This is a genomic window from Bacillus sp. 7894-2 (assembly GCF_002272225.1).
GTDB lineage: Bacteria > Bacillota > Bacilli > Bacillales > Cytobacillaceae > Cytobacillus.
Genome location: NZ_NPDG01000098.1, coordinates 1 through 19189, shown reverse-complemented (window position 1 = coordinate 19189; position 19189 = coordinate 1). Strand labels below are relative to the sequence as shown.

General features: G+C 42.4%; 15 protein-coding genes and 1 riboswitch. Of the genes, 1 reads left to right on the top strand and 14 read right to left on the bottom strand.

Translation table 11 applies throughout. The annotated features are described in order from the left end of the window. Positions 1–258: 258 nt before the first annotated feature. The 3 genes from sdhB to CHI10_RS14445 all read right to left on the bottom strand — a co-directional run bounded on the left by sdhB (position 259) and on the right by CHI10_RS14445 (position 3584). On the bottom strand, positions 259–1026 hold the full coding sequence (sdhB, locus tag CHI10_RS14455; RefSeq protein ID WP_095244942.1) for a succinate dehydrogenase iron-sulfur subunit: 768 nt from the start codon (positions 1024–1026) through the stop codon (positions 259–261). A 3-nt stretch (positions 1027–1029) separates the two neighbouring features. Continuing rightward, complete coding sequence (gene sdhA / locus CHI10_RS14450) at positions 1030–2790, bottom strand: succinate dehydrogenase flavoprotein subunit (RefSeq protein ID WP_095244941.1); 1761 nt, start codon at positions 2788–2790, stop codon at positions 1030–1032. Positions 2791–2975: 185 nt separating this feature from the next. Continuing rightward, positions 2976–3584: a succinate dehydrogenase cytochrome b558 subunit gene (locus CHI10_RS14445; protein ID WP_076263475.1), complete on the bottom strand. Its 609-nt coding sequence runs from the start codon at positions 3582–3584 to the stop codon at positions 2976–2978. A gap of 349 nt (positions 3585–3933) precedes the next feature. Between CHI10_RS14445 and CHI10_RS14440 the strand changes: the two genes are divergently transcribed. Continuing rightward, positions 3934–4383 (top strand): YslB family protein, encoded by a 450-nt coding sequence (locus CHI10_RS14440; RefSeq protein WP_095244940.1) that lies wholly within the window; start codon positions 3934–3936, stop codon positions 4381–4383. A 63-nt stretch (positions 4384–4446) separates the two neighbouring features. Here CHI10_RS14440 and CHI10_RS14435 read toward each other — a convergent pair whose 3' ends face one another. The 11 genes from CHI10_RS14435 to polX all read right to left on the bottom strand — a co-directional run bounded on the left by CHI10_RS14435 (position 4447) and on the right by polX (position 19056). Beyond that, on the bottom strand, positions 4447–5676 hold the full coding sequence (locus CHI10_RS14435; RefSeq protein WP_095244939.1) for an aspartate kinase: 1230 nt from the start codon (positions 5674–5676) through the stop codon (positions 4447–4449). Positions 5677–5869: 193 nt separating this feature from the next. Continuing rightward, positions 5870–6049, bottom strand: a riboswitch (Lysine riboswitch). Between the two features lie 120 nt (positions 6050–6169). Then, positions 6170–7963: an excinuclease ABC subunit UvrC gene (gene uvrC, locus CHI10_RS14430; protein ID WP_095244938.1), complete on the bottom strand. Its 1794-nt coding sequence runs from the start codon at positions 7961–7963 to the stop codon at positions 6170–6172. A 239-nt stretch (positions 7964–8202) separates the two neighbouring features. Then, entirely contained in the window at positions 8203–8517 is a 315-nt protein-coding gene (trxA, locus tag CHI10_RS14425) for a thioredoxin (RefSeq protein WP_035330252.1), read from the bottom strand. Between the two features lie 175 nt (positions 8518–8692). Beyond that, positions 8693–9670, bottom strand: coding sequence for an electron transfer flavoprotein subunit alpha/FixB family protein (locus tag CHI10_RS14420; protein ID WP_095244937.1), 978 nt, complete (start codon positions 9668–9670; stop codon positions 8693–8695). Positions 9671–9711: 41 nt separating this feature from the next. Next, complete coding sequence (locus CHI10_RS14415) at positions 9712–10485, bottom strand: electron transfer flavoprotein subunit beta/FixA family protein (protein ID WP_095244936.1); 774 nt, start codon at positions 10483–10485, stop codon at positions 9712–9714. Between the two features lie 265 nt (positions 10486–10750). After that, a complete protein-coding gene (locus CHI10_RS14410) occupies positions 10751–11524 on the bottom strand; it encodes an enoyl-CoA hydratase (protein ID WP_095244935.1) in 774 nt (257 codons plus the stop codon). A gap of 39 nt (positions 11525–11563) precedes the next feature. Next, a complete protein-coding gene (locus CHI10_RS14405) occupies positions 11564–12148 on the bottom strand; it encodes a fatty acid metabolism transcriptional regulator FadR (RefSeq protein WP_076260626.1) in 585 nt (194 codons plus the stop codon). A 273-nt stretch (positions 12149–12421) separates the two neighbouring features. After that, positions 12422–14125, bottom strand: a complete 1704-nt coding sequence (locus tag CHI10_RS14400) for a long-chain-fatty-acid--CoA ligase (protein WP_095244934.1) — start codon at positions 14123–14125, stop codon at positions 12422–12424. A 352-nt stretch (positions 14126–14477) separates the two neighbouring features. After that, the gene (locus CHI10_RS14395) at positions 14478–14885 is read right to left on the bottom strand and encodes a DUF350 domain-containing protein (RefSeq protein WP_095244933.1); all 408 of its coding nucleotides are present in this window, start codon (positions 14883–14885) and stop codon (positions 14478–14480) included. Between the two features lie 64 nt (positions 14886–14949). After that, positions 14950–17307: an endonuclease MutS2 gene (locus tag CHI10_RS14390; protein WP_095244932.1), complete on the bottom strand. Its 2358-nt coding sequence runs from the start codon at positions 17305–17307 to the stop codon at positions 14950–14952. Between the two features lie 30 nt (positions 17308–17337). Then, entirely contained in the window at positions 17338–19056 is a 1719-nt protein-coding gene (gene polX, locus CHI10_RS14385) for a DNA polymerase/3'-5' exonuclease PolX (RefSeq protein WP_095244931.1), read from the bottom strand. Positions 19057–19189: the final 133 nt, after the last annotated feature.

Here is a 19189-nt window from a genome sequence, read left to right as displayed (position 1 = left end):
TAGCCTCCTCGGCTTCGCCTGCGGGGTCTCACACTTCCCTCTCCTCCCGCAGGACATTGAATAAGCTTCCTCGGATAAACACCGCACGAAGGAAATGCGTCAGCATTTTCGAGGATCAAGTGCCCTCCGCTCCAATCAACTCAGCAAATTAAACTAAGCTAGAAAAAAGCAATAAACTTTACGAAAACAGCCTAAATAAAAGATTATGCGAATATAGACTAAAAACCCCTCTCCAAAAGGAAAGGGGTTTTATCAAGTTTAGATCTGGTCGCTTCCAAAGAAGTTTTTGAAAGACTGGAATGTTGTATCACGGTTAAGTGCCGCAATGGATGTTGTTAAAGGAATGCCTTTCGGGCAGGATTGTACGCAGTTTTGAGAGTTCCCGCAATTGGCAAGTCCGCCATCACCCATGATTTGCTCCAGACGTTCAGCTTTATTCATTTCACCAGTTGGGTGAGCATTGAACAAGCGAACCTGTGATAAAGGAGCCGGTCCGATAAAGTCAGATTTGCTGTTAACATTCGGACATGCTTCCAGGCAAACACCGCATGTCATGCACTTTGAAAGTTCATATGCCCATTGGCGCTTTCTCTCAGGCATACGCGGTCCCGGTCCCAAATCATACGTGCCATCGATCGGAATCCATGCTTTAACCTTTTTCAGGGAATCAAACATACGGCTTCTGTCGACCTGCAGGTCACGGACTACAGGGAACGTGCGCATCGGCTCTAGACGGATCGGCTGTTCGAGCTGATCCACAAGTGCTGTACATGACTGGCGCGGCTTTCCGTTAATAATCATTGAACAAGCACCGCAGACTTCTTCAAGGCAGTTCATATCCCATGTGATTGGAGTAGTATCTTCACCCTTCACGTTAATCGGATTACGGCGAATCTCCATAAGGGCTGAAATAACGTTCATGTTCGGACGGTAATCAATTTCAAACTCTTCCTGATAAGGGGCTGAATCAGGAGTATCCTGGCGGCTGATTACAAAACGGACTGTTTTAGTTTTTGTTTCTTGCATGGTTTAGTTCTCCCCTTTCTTTTTGGAATAATCACGCTTACGCGGTGGAATTAAGCTTACATCAATGTCTTCGTAATGGAACGCAGGAGCGGAATTTGCATCAACAAACTTCGCCATTGTTGTTTTCATGAATTCTTCATCATTACGTTCAGGGAAGTCCGGCTTATAGTGTGCACCGCGGCTTTCATTACGGTTATAGGCACCAATTGTAATAACACGTGCCAGTTGAAGCATATTCTGCAGCTGGCGCGTAAAGCTTGCACCCTGATTGCTCCACTTCGCAGTATCATTAATATTAATGTTTTTATAGCGCTCCATAAGTTCAACAATTTTTTCATCTGTTTTCAACAGCCTGTCATTATGGCGGACAACCGTTACATTGTCTGTCATCCACTCACCAAGCTCTTTATGAAGGACATATGCATTCTCTGTGCCATCAAGAGACATGATATTATTCCATTTTTCTTCTTCCTGTTTTACATGGCGGTCAAATAGTGATGATGGCAGATCTTCAGCACTCTTATCTAATCCGCTGATATACTTGACTGCATTCGGGCCTGCTACCATACCGCCATAAATGGCTGATAGCAGTGAGTTGGCACCAAGACGGTTGGCACCATGCTGTGAATAATCACATTCACCAGCTGCAAACAAGCCTGGAATATTTGTCATCTGATCATAGTCAACCCATAATCCGCCCATTGAATAGTGAACAGCAGGGAAGATTTTCATTGGCACTTTACGAGGATCTTCACCCTGGAATTTCTCATAGATTTCAATGATTCCCCCAAGCTTAATATCAAGCTCTTTAGGATCTTTATGGGAAAGATCAAGATATACCATGTTCTCCCCATTAATGCCAAGCTTCTGGTTAACACAAACATCAAAAATTTCACGCGTTGCAATATCACGAGGCACCAGGTTTCCGTAAGCTGGGTATTTCTCCTCAAGGAAGTACCATGGTTTGCCATCTTTATATGTCCATACTCGTCCGCCTTCACCGCGTGCAGATTCACTCATTAGGCGAAGCTTATCATCTCCAGGGATGGCGGTTGGATGAATCTGAATAAATTCCCCATTTGCGTAATAAGCGCCCTGCTGATAAACGATGGAAGCCGCTGAGCCTGTGTTTATGACAGAGTTAGTGGATTTTCCGAAAATAATTCCCGGTCCGCCGGATGCCATAATAACTGCATCTGCAGAAAAAGACTTAATTTCCATAGTAGTCAGGTTCTGGGCAACGACACCCTTACAAGCTCCGTCATCATCGATGACAACCCCAAGAAATTCCCATCCCTCATACTTTGTCACTAATCCTGACACTTCATGGCGGCGGACCTGCTCGTCCATTGCATAAAGAAGCTGCTGTCCAGTTGTAGCACCGGCAAACGCAGTACGGTGATGCTGTGTTCCACCGAAGCGGCGGAAGTCAAGCAGTCCTTCAGGTGTACGGTTAAACATAACACCCATACGGTCAAATAAATGAATGATGCCAGGTGCAGCCTCTGCCATTGCTTTTACAGGCGGCTGGTTAGCCAGGAAGTCCCCGCCATAAATTGTATCGTCAAAATGAATCAAAGGAGAATCGCCTTCCCCTTTTGTATTTACCGCTCCGTTAATGCCGCCCTGGGCACAAACAGAGTGAGAACGTTTAACCGGTACCAGAGAAAATAATTCAACCGGAGTCCCAGATTCTGCTACTTTAATTGTCGCCATCAAACCGGCTAGTCCGCCGCCGACAACTATAACTTTTCCTTTACCCATCGTGACTCACTCCCTTAATACTTGTAAGAAAAGCGCCAGCACCCGCTTACCGGTCCCCTTGAGGCCTTCCGATGGCGTTTATTCTGCCAAAAGTGCTGATTTTGCCTATGCGCTTTCAATAATGCGGAGCCGGGCAGCTGCCCAATTCCCTATTTATCCGATCAAGTCTAATAATCTCTTGTCTATTAAATAAATGCTGTAAGAGCACGTACGCCAACAATAGATAGTGCAATGAAAATTCCGATTGTTACGTAAGTGGAAATAACCTGTGAACGAGGAGATACTGTAAGTCCCCAGCTGACAAGGAATGACCAAAGCCCGTTAGCAAAGTGGAAAATTGCAGAAATGACTCCAATAATATAGAACCAGAACATAAATGGATTCGACAGGATATTCTCCATCATCTGAAAGTTAACTTCTGCTCCAAAGGCAGCCTGTACGCGTGTTTCCCATACATGCCATGCAACAAAAACCAGCGTAATAACACCTGAAACACGCTGAAGCATAAACATCCAGTTGCGGAAATATCCGTATCTGGTTGTGTTATTTTTCGCAGTAAAAGCAATATAAAGGCCATAGATTGCGTGGAACAGTAAAGGTAAATAGATTACAAACGTTTCAAGGAATATTCTAAATGGAAGACTTTCCATAAAATGCGCTGCATTATTAAAAGATTCCTCTCCCCCTGTTGCAAAATGGTTCACTACAAGGTGCTGCACCAAAAACAATCCAACTGGTATTACGCCAAGCAATGAATGCAATCTGCGATTAAAAAACTCACGATTACCTGCCATAAACTTTCCCCCCCTGATTTAAAAAAAACGATGCTGAGCCCCCGCTCAGGACATCATCTCGAAAATGTTATTCATTTTCTTACAATTATGTGACATGTCCATTTTACTCCCAAGATAATAGAGCGTCAAGAAAACGGATACATAAAATGTTCCATATTAATAAAATTTTTAAAAAATATTTGCCGGTTAAAAACATATATTATTCTGCGGTTCAATATGACCTAATTGCCGGTCTCCAATATTCTGAAATAGTAATTATTTCTATGCATATCGTTCTATTTTTTCCCGAATTGATATTAACTCTCCAAGCATATTGTATATAATATAATCATAGAAAGAGGGGAGACTATTGAGCGAATTAGCATCTGCGAAATCTAATGAAGATCACATACAGTCAGTACCGGTATTTGGCTATGAACTGATCCGGGAAGTTCTTTTGCATGACCTTTTAGGAAATGAAGCACCCGAAATTTTATATTGGGCCGGCAAAAGGCTTGCACGCATGTATCCTCTGGAAACAGCCGGACAGATTGGCGAATTTTTTATAAATGCCGGCTGGGGCAACCTTTCGATCGCAAACGAATCTAAACATGAACTTGAAATGGTATTATCAAGCCCGCTGATTGCTGGCCGCCTGCAAAAAAACAATAACTGCACATTTCAGCTCGAGGCTGGTTTTATAGCCCAGCAGATTGAATTTCAAAAAGAAGTTATTTGTGAGGCTTTCGAACATCCCCGCAAGAAAACCGGCAAAATCCTTATTACTGTGAAGTGGGATAAAAAGGACCCTGCTGAGTAACATCTAATTTGTATAAACAATAAGCTATCAATTTCTGATAGCTTATTGTTTATAGCTTCGAAATTAAGCCTTAACCGCGGAAACAGACAGCTTGAATGCCTCATGTAAAGCGTCAACAGCATCGATCATTTTACTGTTTTCCACAACCGCTGATACTTTAATTTCTGACGTGCTTACCATTTTCACCTGAATTTCATTCGATGAAAGCACTTCGAACATTTCTGCAGCCACACCCGGATTGGAAATCATGCCTGAACCGACAATTGAAACCTTTGCAAGCCCGGATTCCCACTCAATGCGGTCATAATTTAATTGATCTCTATGCTTTTCCAGAACTTTCACTGTATCCGTCAGATCTTCATTCTTAATTGAGAAGGACAGGTTAGCAGTCTGGGCTTCTGTCATGCTCTGAATAATGATATCGACATTAATGTGGTTTTTGGCGAGCGCCGAGAAAATAGTAGACAGCCCAGTCAGTGAATTAGGAAGACCAATGATTGTTACCCTTGTTATGTCATCTTCAAAAGCCACACCGCGCACCACTAAATTTTGTTCCATTTTTACTTCCTCCTCAATGATTGTTCCGGCTTCCTTTTCAAGGCTTGAGCGCACTTCAAGCGGAAGTCCATAGTTTTTAGCGAATTCAACTGCTCTTGGATGGAGCACTCCAGCCCCCAAATTGGCCAGCTCAAGCATTTCATCATAGGACACAGAATGTAACTTTCTGGCATTCTTTATAAATCGGGGATCGGTTGTAAACACACCTGTAACATCCGTATAAATATCACATTTGTCAGCTTTAAGTGCTGCAGCCAGTGCAACAGCAGTTGTATCAGATCCGCCGCGGCCAAGCGTGGTTATTGAACCATCTTCTGTCATCCCCTGAAAGCCTGCTGCAATCACAATTTTCCCCTGATTCAATTCCCCCTGAATGGAGGCTGGATCAATATTGACTATCCTCGCATTGCCATGGACTGCTTCTGTTTTAATACCTGCCTGCCACCCTGTAAAAGAAACGGCGGGATGTCCTTTTGCATTTAATGCCATTGCTAATAAAGAGATGGTCACCTGTTCGCCGGTTGTAAGCAGCATATCCATTTCCCTTTTATCTGGTGATGGGGAAATCTCCCTTGCCATGCCAATCAGCTGATCAGTCGTTTTGCCCATTGCCGAAACAACCACAACAACATCGTTTCCACGGTTTTTTTCCTCAATTACCCGATTAGCGACATTTTGTATTCTGTCTACAGTCCCCACGGAGGTGCCTCCGAATTTCTGCACTATGATTCCCACAGCTTTCCCTTCTTTCTAAAGAACTCGTAATTTTATGATTTGCCGTCCTATGTAAGTGAAGCAAGACATTCCACTCGGCTGTATTTGACAATGGCCTTAAATCTAAAAATACCCCTTTTGGGCAATAAAAAAAGCAATGGAATAGTTTAACTATCCCATTGCTGTGCAGCCAAAATGTATAAGTGAGCAAACACAGTGAGATAGCTCTCCAGGACGGCAATGTCCTGACAATCCTGCATTTATTCAATGCAAAACCAGCAGAAAAAATGATGAGATTTTCCCCACTTCGGCGAACATACCCTTTCAAAGCTTTTCATGGAAGCTCATTCTTCTCCAAGCTTTTACTGATGAAGTTCGCACCTCTACCTTCACTTAACGATTATGTCCAATAGTTCAGTTTAACTATATGGACATGCGCTTTATCGCTATAAAGTGATATTGATATAAAGTTTCAATTAGTATAACATGTCTGAATTTTTCTGTCTATATCCATTTAAGACTTGGAGTTTCCATTTTGTTCCTCAAGTCTCTGCATTAACTCCTCAGCAACATTTGCAGGAATGCCTATTTTTCTAAACTCCTCAATTGGTGCCTCTTTCATTTTCTTAACAGATCCAAAGGCCTTCAGCAGCTGTTTCTTTCGCTTTTCACCTATGCCCGGAATTTCATCCAGAATAGACTGAAAGGCACTTTTTCCGCGAAGCTGGCGGTGAAAAGTAATCGCAAAGCGATGAACTTCATCCTGAATTCTCTGCAGCAGGTAGAATTCCTGGCTGTTCCTTGCAAGCGGAATAATTTGAAGCGGATTACCATATAAAAGCTGTGAAGTTCTATGCTTCTCATCCTTCACCAGGCCTGAAATCGGAATATCCAGACCAAGCTCATTTTCAAGCACATCCCGTACAGCTTCAACATGCCCTTTTCCTCCATCAATCAAGATTAAGTCAGGAAGCGGCAATTCTTCTTTCAGTACTCTTGTATATCTGCGGCGGACGACTTCTCTCATGGATTCATAATCATCAGGACCTTGGACGGACTTTATTTTATATTTTCGATACTCTCTTTTCTCCGGTTTGCCATCAATGAAGACGATCATGGCAGAAACAGGGTCCGTCCCCTGGATATTTGAATTATCAAACGCTTCAATCCGGTGAGGAGTATAAATTCCAAGCTGATCACCCAGATTTTCAACAGCTTTAATAGTCCGTTCTTCATCACGTTCTATTAAAGAGAACTTCTCCTGGAGAGCAATTTTTGCATTTTTATAAGCAAGCTTCACCAGGTCCTTTTTTTGCCCGCGCTGCGGCTTTAGCACTTTCACATCAAGAAGCTGTTCTGCCATGACTGTATCAACGGAATCGGGTGCCAATATTTCACGGGGTTTAAAGTGATTTGCTTTAGTATAAAACTGGCCGAGGAACGTTAAAATTTCTTCTTCCGGCTCATTATAAATCGGGAACATTGATACATCCCGTTCGATGAGCTTGCCCTGCCTGATGAAGAAGACCTGGACACACATCCACCCTTTATCAACCGCATACCCAAATACATCCCGATCTGTAAAATCTGTCATTGTCATCTTTTGCTTTTCCATCGTTGCATCTATATGGGCAATTTTATCTCTGAGCTCTGTTGCTCGTTCAAAGTCCAATTCTTCGGCAGCGGCAGTCATTTTGGCAGTTAGGTCTTTTTTAATCTCTTTGTATCCGCCGTTTAAGAATCTCGCAATTTCATCTGTCATTTGCTTATATTGTTCTTCACTTACTTCCTTTACGCACGGTGCAAGACATTGGCCTAAGTGATAATAAAGGCAAACTCTGTCCGGAAGAGTTGAACATTTGCGGAGAGGATAAATACGGTCGAGCAGCTTTTTGGTTTCATTGGCAGCCTGCACATTGGGATAAGGGCCAAAGTATTTTCCCCTGTCTTTCTTTACTTTTCTCGTTGTAATCAGACGGGGATGGCGTTCGGCCGTCAATTTGATAAATGGGTAGCTTTTATCGTCCTTCAGCATTACATTATATTTGGGATCATACTTCTTGATCAGATTCATCTCAAGGATCAATGCTTCCATGTCTGAAGATGTGACAATGTACTCAAAGTCCACAATCTCATTAACAAGTCTTAATGTTTTTCCGTCATGTGAGCCTGTAAAATAGGATCTGACCCGATTTCTGAGAATTTTGGCTTTCCCCACATAGATAATGGTCCCCTGCCTGTCCTTCATTAAATAACAGCCTGGCTGCGCAGGCAACAGCATCAGTTTATTTTTTATCGTTTCATTCATGGCACTCCACCTCCCCGATTAAAACTTATTGGAGTTCAATATATTTAATAGTTTGGCATGACAATGTTGGAATGCAAGTAGGTCATAAGGCTTAGTTTGCATTAGTAAGTTCTTAAATTGCAGGTGACACTTGATTCTTATCCTATTATATCAGCTGGGGAACATGCAGCATAACTGCTAAACACACATGATAAAAAAATCCCGATGTCCGCATGGGACACCGGGAAATTTCTTATAGATTAAGCATGCTTTGAAAGTAATTCAGCAAGAGCTTCTTTCGGCTGGAAGCCAACCGCTTTATCCACTACTTCACCGTCTTTTAGTACGATCAAAGTTGGGATGCTCATTACGCCAAACTTGCCGGCTGTTTCCTGGTTTTCGTCAACATCGATTTTTACGATTTTGACTTTATCGCCCATTTCAGAATCAAGTTCTTCTAATACAGGAGCGATCATTTTACAAGGGCCGCACCATGGAGCCCAGAAATCTGCCAATACTAATCCCGAACCAGTTTCAGCAGTGAAATTTTGGTCAGTTGCGTGTGTAATAGCCATTTGTTATGCCTCCTAAAATTTAACTCAAATACTAACGACAGTATATCATCGTTTATACTATGTTGCGAATAATCTGCTCGATCGTAATTTACCCTATGTAAAGCAGATTATTCTCTTTCTTTCTTTCTTATGGGCTTTATGTATAATGGGCGGCCATCTGCCGCCCATTTGTACTTTATGCGTTTACTTTAAGCTTTTTGAACTCTTCTGTTAACAGAGGAACAACCTCAAACAGATCTCCGACAATACCGTAATCAGCTACCTTAAAGATATTGGCTTCCGGATCTTTGTTGATCGCGACGATTACTTTGGAGTTGGACATCCCGGCTAAGTGCTGAATAGCTCCGGAAATACCACATGCAATATACAGATCTGGTGTTACCACTTTACCCGTCTGTCCAATTTGCAGTGAATAATCGCAATAATCAGCATCACAGGCTCCACGTGAGGCACCTACAGCTCCATTTAAAACAGAAGCAAGCTCTTTTAATGGCTCAAAGCCTTCCTCGCTCTTAACACCGCGGCCGCCGGCAATAATAACCTTAGCTTCGGATAAGTCAACGCCTTCACTCGCTTTGCGGACAACTTCCTTAATGATTGTGCGAAGATCCTTGATCTCTGCAGCAACAGAAGCAACATCTCCTGATCTTGATTCATCTTTCTCCAAAGGAGCTATGTTATTTGGACGGATGGTGGCAAAAAGGAGGCCATCTGTCACAATCTTCTTTTCAAAAGCTTTTCCTGAATAAATCGGGCGTGTGAAGACCAGATTGCCGCCTGCTTCTTCAAGGCTTGTTACGTCAGAGATTAAACCCGACTCAAGCTTGGCTGCAATTTTAGGAGCAAGATCTTTCCCCATTGCTGTATGCCCAAAAATAAGGCCATCCGGACTTTCAGAATCAATCACAGCCATTAAAGCCTGTGAAAAACCATCTGGCGTATACTGCTTCAGCTTCTCATCTTCAACAGTTACAACACGGTCAGCACCATAGTGAATCATTCCACTCGCTAAAGCGCTTACAGAATCACCAATTAAAACTCCTACAACTTCTCCGCCTTCTGATGCAGTCTTACCGGCTGCAACAGCTTCGAAGGATACATTACGCAATGAACCGTCACGGACTTCACCTAACACTAATACTTTTCTAGCCATATGTTTTACCCCCTGCGTTATTATTAATCAGTAATTGATGATCAGACAACTTTAGCTTCAGTATGAAGAAGTTTCACCAGTTCCTTAACTTGATCTTCCAATTCGCCTTCAAGAACTTTACCTGCTTCTTTTTTAGGCGGCATATAGATTTCAATTGTCTTTGTCTTAGCTTCAACATCTTCCTCATCAAGATCAAGATCGTCAAGCTCAAGCTCATCAAGAGGCTTCTTTTTTGCCTTCATAATTCCTGGCAAGGATGGATAGCGAGGCTCATTCAGACCCTGCTGGGCAGTGACCAATAATGGAAGAGATGTCTCAATTACTTCTGAATCTCCCTCAACATCACGTACTACTGTGGCAGAGCTGCCATTAATATCAAGCTTAGTAATAGTTGTTACATAAGAAATCCCTAAAATTTCTGCTACACGCGGTCCAACCTGTCCGGAACCTCCATCAATTGCTACATTCCCAGCAATGATTAAGTCAGCATCTTTGTCTTTCAGGAATTCGGATAAGATTTTTGCCGTTGTGAACTGATCCCCATTCTCAACGTCATCTTCTGTATTGATTAAAACAGCTTTATCAGCACCCATCGCAAGAGCGGTACGGAGCTGCTTTTCAGCTTCTTCTGTTCCCACAGAAACAACTGTTACTTCTCCGCCATTCGCATCACGAACCTGGATTGCTTCTTCAATTGCATATTCATCATAGGGATTAATGATAAATTCAGCGCCATCTTCATTGATTTTACCGCCGGAGATTGTAATTTTTTCTTCAGTATCAAATGTTCTCTTCATTAATACGTAGATGTTCATGATTTCCCTCCTAGTAATTAAGCCTTGTCATAGTACAAAGCCATTAATTAAAACATTTCTTCACTTCGAAAGATTGAAAATATTTAACGCGTACAGAAAGGTTGATCTGTTTCGAACTGCCCGCTTATTTTAAAATTGAGCGGGCGCTCGCTCACAGACCATAACTTAACCAATGAATCTTCTGAAGATTAAATTAACCGCTTACATGTCTATTATAATAGATTATTAAGATGAATGTAATCTTTCAGCTCAATTCTTTTAATTGCTATTTTCCGGTGAAGTTTGGCTCCCGCTTATTAATAAATGCAGATATGCCTTCCTTCCCATCTTCAGATACAAATACTTTTCCAAACAATTCTGCTTCTTTCTTTACACCCTCGTAGAATTGACCGGTTTTTCCAAAGTTTAATAGCTCAATAGCCGCCTTGATGGAGCCTGGGCTCTTCTTGGCAATTTTCTTTGCCATTTTATAGGCATTTTCCAAAAGCTGCTCCTCAGGAAAGGCATGGTTAGCCAAACCGTATTGAACTGCTTCAAGCCCGGTGATCGGGTCGCTTGTGAACAGCATTTCAGCTGCACGAGCAGTTCCTACATAGCGGGGAAGCCGCTGAGTTCCGGCAAAACCGGGAATCAATCCAAGCTGAAGCTCCGGAAGGCCGAGCTTTGCGTTTTCAGCTACAAGACGGAAGTGACAGCCCATCGCAAGCTCCAGGCCGCCGCCAAGTGCTGCCCCATGAATGGCTGCTATAATTGGCTTAGGGAACTTTTCCATCCGCTCAAAGAGATCCTGTCCATAGGTCGCTAAGTTTGAAAAATCCTCTCCGCTTTCAATAGTTGTAAATTCTTTTATATCAGCTCCAGCTGAAAAGAATCTGCCTTCTCCGTGAATTAGAATAACTCTAACTTCACTATTATCTTCAACTTCATCCAGGACAGCTGAAAGCTCTTTCAATACACCTGATGAAAGAGCATTCGCAGGCGGACGTTCAATTGTAATCGTTGCTACGAAGTCGCTATGGGACCATTTAAGGTATTCCATCGTATCCCTCCTACTATATTATTGAGCACTTTAACATTCTCAAGGTTTTCCACACCCGCTGATTAAAAGTTTATGAACAGGTCCTGCCAATGCCGTAAGATCATATTTCTGCTCATTCATTACCCATGTGGTCACGGTTTCGTCCATGGTGCCAAAAATCATTTGACGCGCCAGCCTGATATCCAGGTCTGCTGAAAACTCACCGTTCTCCCTGCCGTCATCAAGAATTCTTTCCACTAAAGTGAGGTAGCCCTTGAGCACCTCATTAATTTTGTGGCGAAGGTCTTTATTGGACTGCCTCAGCTCGAGCTGGGTTACAATTGCCAGGTGCTTGTCTTCCGAGAGCATTTTAAAGTGAGATTCTACCATCATTAATAGTTTCTCTGCAGCTTTCTCTTTTCCTGCTATTTTTTCCTCAATTTTCTCAACAAAGTAGCCCATTTTATCCTGAAAGAGGGATATTAATATATCTTCTTTGTTTTTAAAATATAAGTAGATCGTGCCATCAGCGACACCAGCCTGTTTGGCAATCTTTGATACCTGAGCCTGGTGATAGCCATTTTCAGCAATCACGACTACAGCCGCATCAATAATCTGCCGGTATTTAGGCTTTGTTTTTTTCATGTTGGTCCCTCCTTTCAGAATAAACGGTGCATTGATTCTAACAGGCAGCAGTGCGGGAAAATTCCTTTCCTGCTGCCGGGGTCAGCCTGTCCACTTGGTTTATTATTTTTAAACTAAAATGAATGAATCATCATTCATATTTTTATAATAGTAGGACAATTCGTTTGTGTCAAGAATTTCCCTTTAAATATATTCTATTATTACATTTGCTTTATATCTGGACAAGCTTATTGATTCAAAAATAAAGAGCCGATTGAAAATCGGTCTCTGAAGCTAAGCCCGTTTTTCCTCTTCTTCTTTAAATTTCTTCTTTTCTTCATCCACTAACGCCCTTCTCAGTATTTTTCCAACTGCTGTTTTAGGAAGCTCACTGCGGAATTCATATAGCCGTGGAACCTTATAAGCTGCCAGATGCTTTCTTGCAAACTGATCCAGTTCATCTTCCGTTGCCTCTTTTCCATCCTTCAGCACAATATAAGCTTTTACTGTTTCTCCTCGATACGGATCCGGTATTCCGGCAGCAACCACTTCCTGTACTGCTGGATGCTCATATAGTACCTCTTCTATTTCACGCGGGTAAATATTGAATCCTCCTGCAATAATCATATCCTTTTTCCTGTCCACTACATAGAAATATCCCTTCTCATCCATATAGCCAAGGTCACCTGTGAGTAGCCAGCCATCTCTTAAGCTTTGCTCCGTTTCTTCGGGTCGGTTCCAATAGCCTTTCATTACCTGAGGTCCTTTAACCGCAATTTCGCCAACTTCTCCTGCCGGAAGTGCTTCTCCTGTCTCCAGTGAGAAAATTGCTGCATCTGTATCAGGCCATGGGACACCTATACTGCCTTTGACACGGGGGCGGTCCCATAAGAAGTTCGCATGAGTAACAGGTGATGATTCAGTCAGACCGTAGCCCTCTACAAGCTTGCCTCCTGTTATTTCTTCAAATTTCTGCTGGACTTCAACCGGCAGGGCAGCAGATCCGCTAATGCAGGAGTCTATAGAAGATAGATCATATTTTTTTATATCCGGATGGTTCAATAACCCAATGTAAATAGTAGGTGCTCCAGGAAATAAGGTCGGCCTTTGTTTATGAATGGTTTTCAGAGTAGTTTCGGGATCAAACTTAGGAAGGAGGACCATTTTATGCGCATCCATTACAGATAAAATCATGACTGTTGTCATTCCATACACGTGAAAGAATGGAAGTATGCCAAGCACCGTCTCCTCGCCGCGCCTGCACTTATAAAGCCAGGCCTTGCACATCGCTGTATTGGATACAAGGTTGCTGTGAGATAGCATGACACCCTTAGGGAAACCGGTCGTGCCGCCTGTGTACTGCAATAATGCCAAATCTTCTTCAAAATCAAATTTATGGATTCTAAGTGGCTCTGCCGGTCTTTTTAATATTTCTGTCAGCAAATGATTATGACCTTCATGTTTTACATTAACAACGATTCCATATTGTTTTTTCTGGATAAAAGGATATATTAAATTTTTAGGGAATGGAAGTGCATCTTTGATTGCCGTTACAATTATATGCTTCAATTCTGTATGCGGCATCACTTTGGTCACTCTGGGAAATAAGATATCCATTGTAATGATCGCTTTTGCTCCTGAGTCTTTCATTTGGTATTCCAATTCACGTTCCATGTACAGCGGATTTGTCTGGATAACAATCCCCCCAGCCATCAGAATTCCATAATAGCTGATAACGGACTGAGGAGTATTCGGAAGCATGATCGCTACCCGGTCTCCCTTTTCAATTCCAAGGCTCTGCAAATATGCAGCGAGCTTCAGGGAAGATTCGTAGATATATTTATATGTGAATTCCTTCCCCATAAAGTGGATTGCTATTTTTTCCGGAAATTCTTCTGCAGCATTTTTCAAATAATCCTGTACCGGCTGTTTTGGATATGACAAAGTTGAGGGGATTTCTTCCGGGTATTGCTTAAGCCATGGTTTTGCTTCTGCCATTTTGTCCCTCCTTCATTCTTGCTAAAGTTTCAGAAAAGCGATGTACTCCTTCTGAACTTTTTGAACATTCCAACTGTTCTTTCTTATTATAATATAATGCTGGATCTATGACAATTAGAATAAGACCTTGCACTCAGGAAGAAATTTTCATATATAGGCTGTCCACTCTATCTGTAATATTCTTCAAATGATTAAAGTAAAAAAAATCGCCATATGAATTGGCGATTTCCTCATTTCCCTATTTTACAAAAATATTATGCAATGAAAAATATATAAATGGCCCCAATAAGAACAAATACTCCGCTAAGAACCAGCAGAACCTTTGCTAACTTTTCCAATGTTAATTCTCTCCTTATAATAAACCTGCACCAATGACATAAGACAAACCGATTGACAGCACCATGGAAATAAAGCCGACAGCTTTGTTATTATTCTCAATTTCTTCGTCTATTCTAAACTTTGGTGTTAAAAACTCAAATATGAAATAGCCTATTAACAAAAGAAAGAAGCCAAAAACTCCCCAGGTAATCATTGTCAGCAAGGTATCATTATGCATAATGGAGTGCCTGAAGATATTGGCGATCCCAAAAATTTTCCCGCCGGTCGCCATCGCTACAGCAAGATTCCCGTTTTTTATTTCGTCCCAATTGCGATACTTGGTGACTAATTCAAAAACGGCTAAAAAAACAATCATACACAAAATGACAACACTGTAATAAGCAGCTGTCTGGATAAACTCATTTTCCCAAAATTCTTTCATTTATATTCTCCCCGCCGGTATTACATCCCCTTCCCCTTTGAATAATCATAAGGGGAAGGGAAGCTTATTTGAATTCAACGATTGTAACCCCTGTACCGCCTTCTCCAGCTTCACCAAACCTGATTTTCTTTACAGATCTGTGATTTCTCAGATATTCCTGAACACCCTGCCTCAATGCACCGGTCCCTTTACCATGAATGATGGAGACACGGGGATATCCAGCCAGCAGGGCATCATCTAAATATTTCTCGACTCTTAAGAGCGCGTTTTCATAGCGCTCGCCCCGTAAATCAAGCTCAAGGCTGACGTGAAAATCTCTTCCTTTCACCGTTGCCACTGGTTTTGTTTCCACAGGTTTTGGGCTTTTAATGTACTCCAGATCCTTTTCGGCCACTTTCATTTTCAGGATACCAATCTGAACCTGCCATTCATTTTCAGACACCTTTTCAAGCAGATGCCCTTTTTGCCCAAAACTCAGAACTTTAACCTCATCGCCTGCTTCAAAAACATGCTTAGTATTCTTTGGCTTTAGTTTATTTTTGGCTGTGCTCATCTGGGGCGCAGCATCGGACAGGCGTTTCTTTGCTTCTATCAGCTCGTGTTCCTTCACCTCAGCATGTTTCTCCATCCGCATCTTTCTTAAATCACGGATAATCTCTTCTGCTTCAGCCTTGGCTTTCTCAACGATATCGCCTGCTTTTTCTGCAGCCTTCTCATGCATAGCATCTTTTTGCTCATAAAATTCAGCCATTTGCTTTTGCAGATCTTTATGGAGTTTTTCAGCGCTTTTTAAAAAGTCATTGGCTTCTTCCATATCAGCCTCTGCCTGTCTGCGGCTTTCCTCCAGTGAAGCAATCATGTTCTCAACCTGATTTGTATCTGTTCCGATATAAGATCGTGCTGTCTCAATCACTTGATCATTGAGCCCAAGCCGTTTAGATATTTCAAAAGCATTGCTTCGGCCCGGAACCCCAATCAGCAGCTTATAGGTTGGGCTTAACGTTTCAATATCAAATTCTACACTGGCATTGATAACTCCTTCTCTGTTGTAGCCATAAGCTTTCAGTTCAGGGTAATGAGTTGTGGCAATAACTCTTGCACCCCGCTTATATACTTCATCAAGAATGGAAATCGCGAGAGCTGCACCTTCCTGCGGATCTGTGCCTGCACCAAGCTCATCGAATAAAACCAGACTATTGAAATCAACCTGGTTAAGAATATCGACGATATTCACCATGTGAGAAGAAAAGGTACTTAAGCTTTGTTCAATTGACTGTTCATCTCCGATATCAGCATAAACATTTCCGAAGACCGCTGTTTCAGAACCATCAAGCGCCGGGATTTGCAGACCGGCTTGTGCCATCAATGTGCAAAGCCCCAGTGTTTTTAAGGTAACTGTTTTCCCGCCGGTATTAGGTCCCGTTATGACTATTGTTGAATAATCATCTCCGAGCTTAATATCATTTGCCACCACTTCTTCAATCGGAATAAGCGGATGCCGGGCTTTGAATAATGAAATTTTCCCTTGATTATTAATTTTTGGTTTGGAGGCTTTTATGCGTTTACTGTATCTGGCTTTTGCAAACGTAAAATCGACTTCTCCGAGCACATCTACAATGGTTTCCAGTTCACTGCTATTCTCAGCAGTCTGTCCTGATAGCACTATGAGAATCCGTTCAATCTCCTGCTGTTCTTTTACCCTGATGCCCTGTAATTCATTGTTCAGCTGGACAATGGACGCGGGCTCAATGAATAATGTCTGGCCGGAAGAACTCTGGTCATGGATTATGCCTCCATAATGGCCCCGGTATTCCTGCTTAACCGGTATGACAAACCGGTCATTTCGGATCGTTATAATCGCATCGGAAAGCATTTTTTGTGCGCTGGAAGACCGAATCATGCTCTCCAGCCGCTCCCTTACCCGCGATTCTTTTGTACGAAGCTGATTTCGAAGGGAACGAAGAGTCTCGCTCGCACTGTCAAGTACTTCCCCATTGTCATCGACCGCATTACGGATAGATGTTTCCAAATCCGCCAGAACAATAATTTTATCTGTATATCCCAATAGGATCGGCAGGCTGCTTTCTTCCTCGGCAAATTCCTCGATGAACCGTTTCATCTGCCGGCTTGCATGAATCGTGCTGGATATCTGGTTAAGTTCCTGGGGACTAAGCATTCCGCCAATAACCGCCCGCTTCACATGAGGTCGTATGTCAAAAATGCCCCCAAGCGGTACATTCCCTTTAATTCTAAGCACTGTTACCGCTTCATCTGTTTCTTCCTGCCTGCGGATTACTTCTTCATAGTCAGTTGAAGGAAGAATATTTAAGGCCTTTTTTCTTCCCAAGGACGAAGAAACATGTTCCAGCAGCTGTTCCTTCACTTTATTGAACTCAAGTATCTTCAATACTCTTTCTTGCATGAGGACTTTCCCCTTTCATGCCCAATTTTCCTACTGGCGTTCTCTCAGAAATTTGAGCAAATCTCCTGTTTCTAAGGCATTTAAAACGGATTCTTTCTTGATCCATCCTTTCTTTGCCGCAGAAACACCGATTTCCATATGATTTAAAGTATCTATTTTATGTGCATCTGTATTAATCACTATTTTCACACCGGCTTCCTGAGCTTGTCTGATATGTTCAGCAGCAAGGTCAAGCCGGTTTGGATTTGCATTCAGCTCAAGGGCTGTATTTGTTTCCCTGGCGAGCTCGATGAGCATTTCCATGTCTACTTCATAGCCTTCCCTGCGGCCGATCAATCTTCCCGTAGGGTGGGCAATAATGTCAACATGGGTATTCTGCAGAGCCGTTTTCAAGCGGGCCATGATTTTTTCTTTCGGCTGTGAAAAAGAAGAATGGATGGAAGCAATGACAATATCCAGCTCCTCCAGAAGTTCATCGTCATAATCGAGCGATCCATCAGGCAGAATATCCATTTCTACCCCTGATAATATGGTGAAATCATCGAATTGCTCATTTAGCCGCTTTATTTCTTCTTTCTGCCTGCGAAGCCTTTCGGCTGTCAAACCGTTCGCCACTCTCAGGTACTGGGAATGGTCTGTTATAGCCATGTATTTATAGCCGCGGGCACGGCACGCTTCGATCATTTCCTCTATGGAATAAGCGCCATCACTCCAGGTTGAGTGCATATGAAGATCACCCTTAATATCTTCAAGAGAAATGAGCTCCATGTCTTGCGTATATTCATCTACTTCTTTCCCATCTTCCCTAATTTCAGGAGGGAAGAACGGAAGCCCAAAATGCGCGTAAAATTCTTCTTCATTATTAAACGTAAGGATTTCACTTGTCTCTGTATTTTCGACTCCATATTCACTGATTTTTTCCCCGCGCTCTTTTGCGAGCTGGCGCATTCTGACATTATGGTCCTTTGATCCAGTAAAATGATGGAGTGTTGTGGCAAATTCATGCGGCTCAACTATTCGGAAATCAGCCGATATATCATAGGAATGCTGAAAGACAACAGAAACCTTTGTTTCTCCTGCAGCAATTACTTCTTTGATGCCGGTTAGACTTAATAGCTGTTCTTTGACAGAAGCAGGATTGTCAGTAGCTATGATAAAGTCGAGGTCTTTGATTGTTTCCCTCATTCTCCTTAAGCTTCCTGCCCTTGAATACTTTTCAATATCCTTCATTTCAGCCAGGGCTGCTTCTATGCCTTCTGCTATCGGCAGCATGAATGCAAGCGGGAGCCGTTCCGGTCTGGTTCCTGCATTTTCAAGGGCAGCGAGTATCTTTTCTTCAGATTTTTCTCCGAATCCTGCCAGTCCCCGGACCTTCTTATTGCGGCACGCTTCCTCAAGGTCTGCAGCATTTTCGACGCCCAGTTCTTTATATAGCTTGGCTATTTTCTTGCCGCCAAGCCCCGGGAGCTGAAGCAGAGGAATTAATCCGGCAGGGACTTCTTCTTTCAGTTCATCCAGAACAGAAGACTTTTCTTCTTTGATGTACTCCTCTATAACAGCAGCGGTGCCTTTTCCGATGCCGGATAGCTTTGTGAAATCATCAATTTCAGTCAAGCTTTCATCATTAGATTCAAGTGCGAGTGCCGCTTTTCGGAAGGCGGCTGTTTTGAACGGATTTTCTCCTTTTAACTCCATATAAACAGCGATTGTTTCTAAAAGTCTGACAACATCTTTTTTATTTATACTCATGAAAACCACCCGCCCGTAACTGTATTCGTATCCGTATTATCTCTTATTTTGCAGTGCAACTTCAAATCATGGCTATTTTCAAAAGACTGTTTTTCGCAATGTTTGCTGCTTTTTATATATTATTCACTGAGTT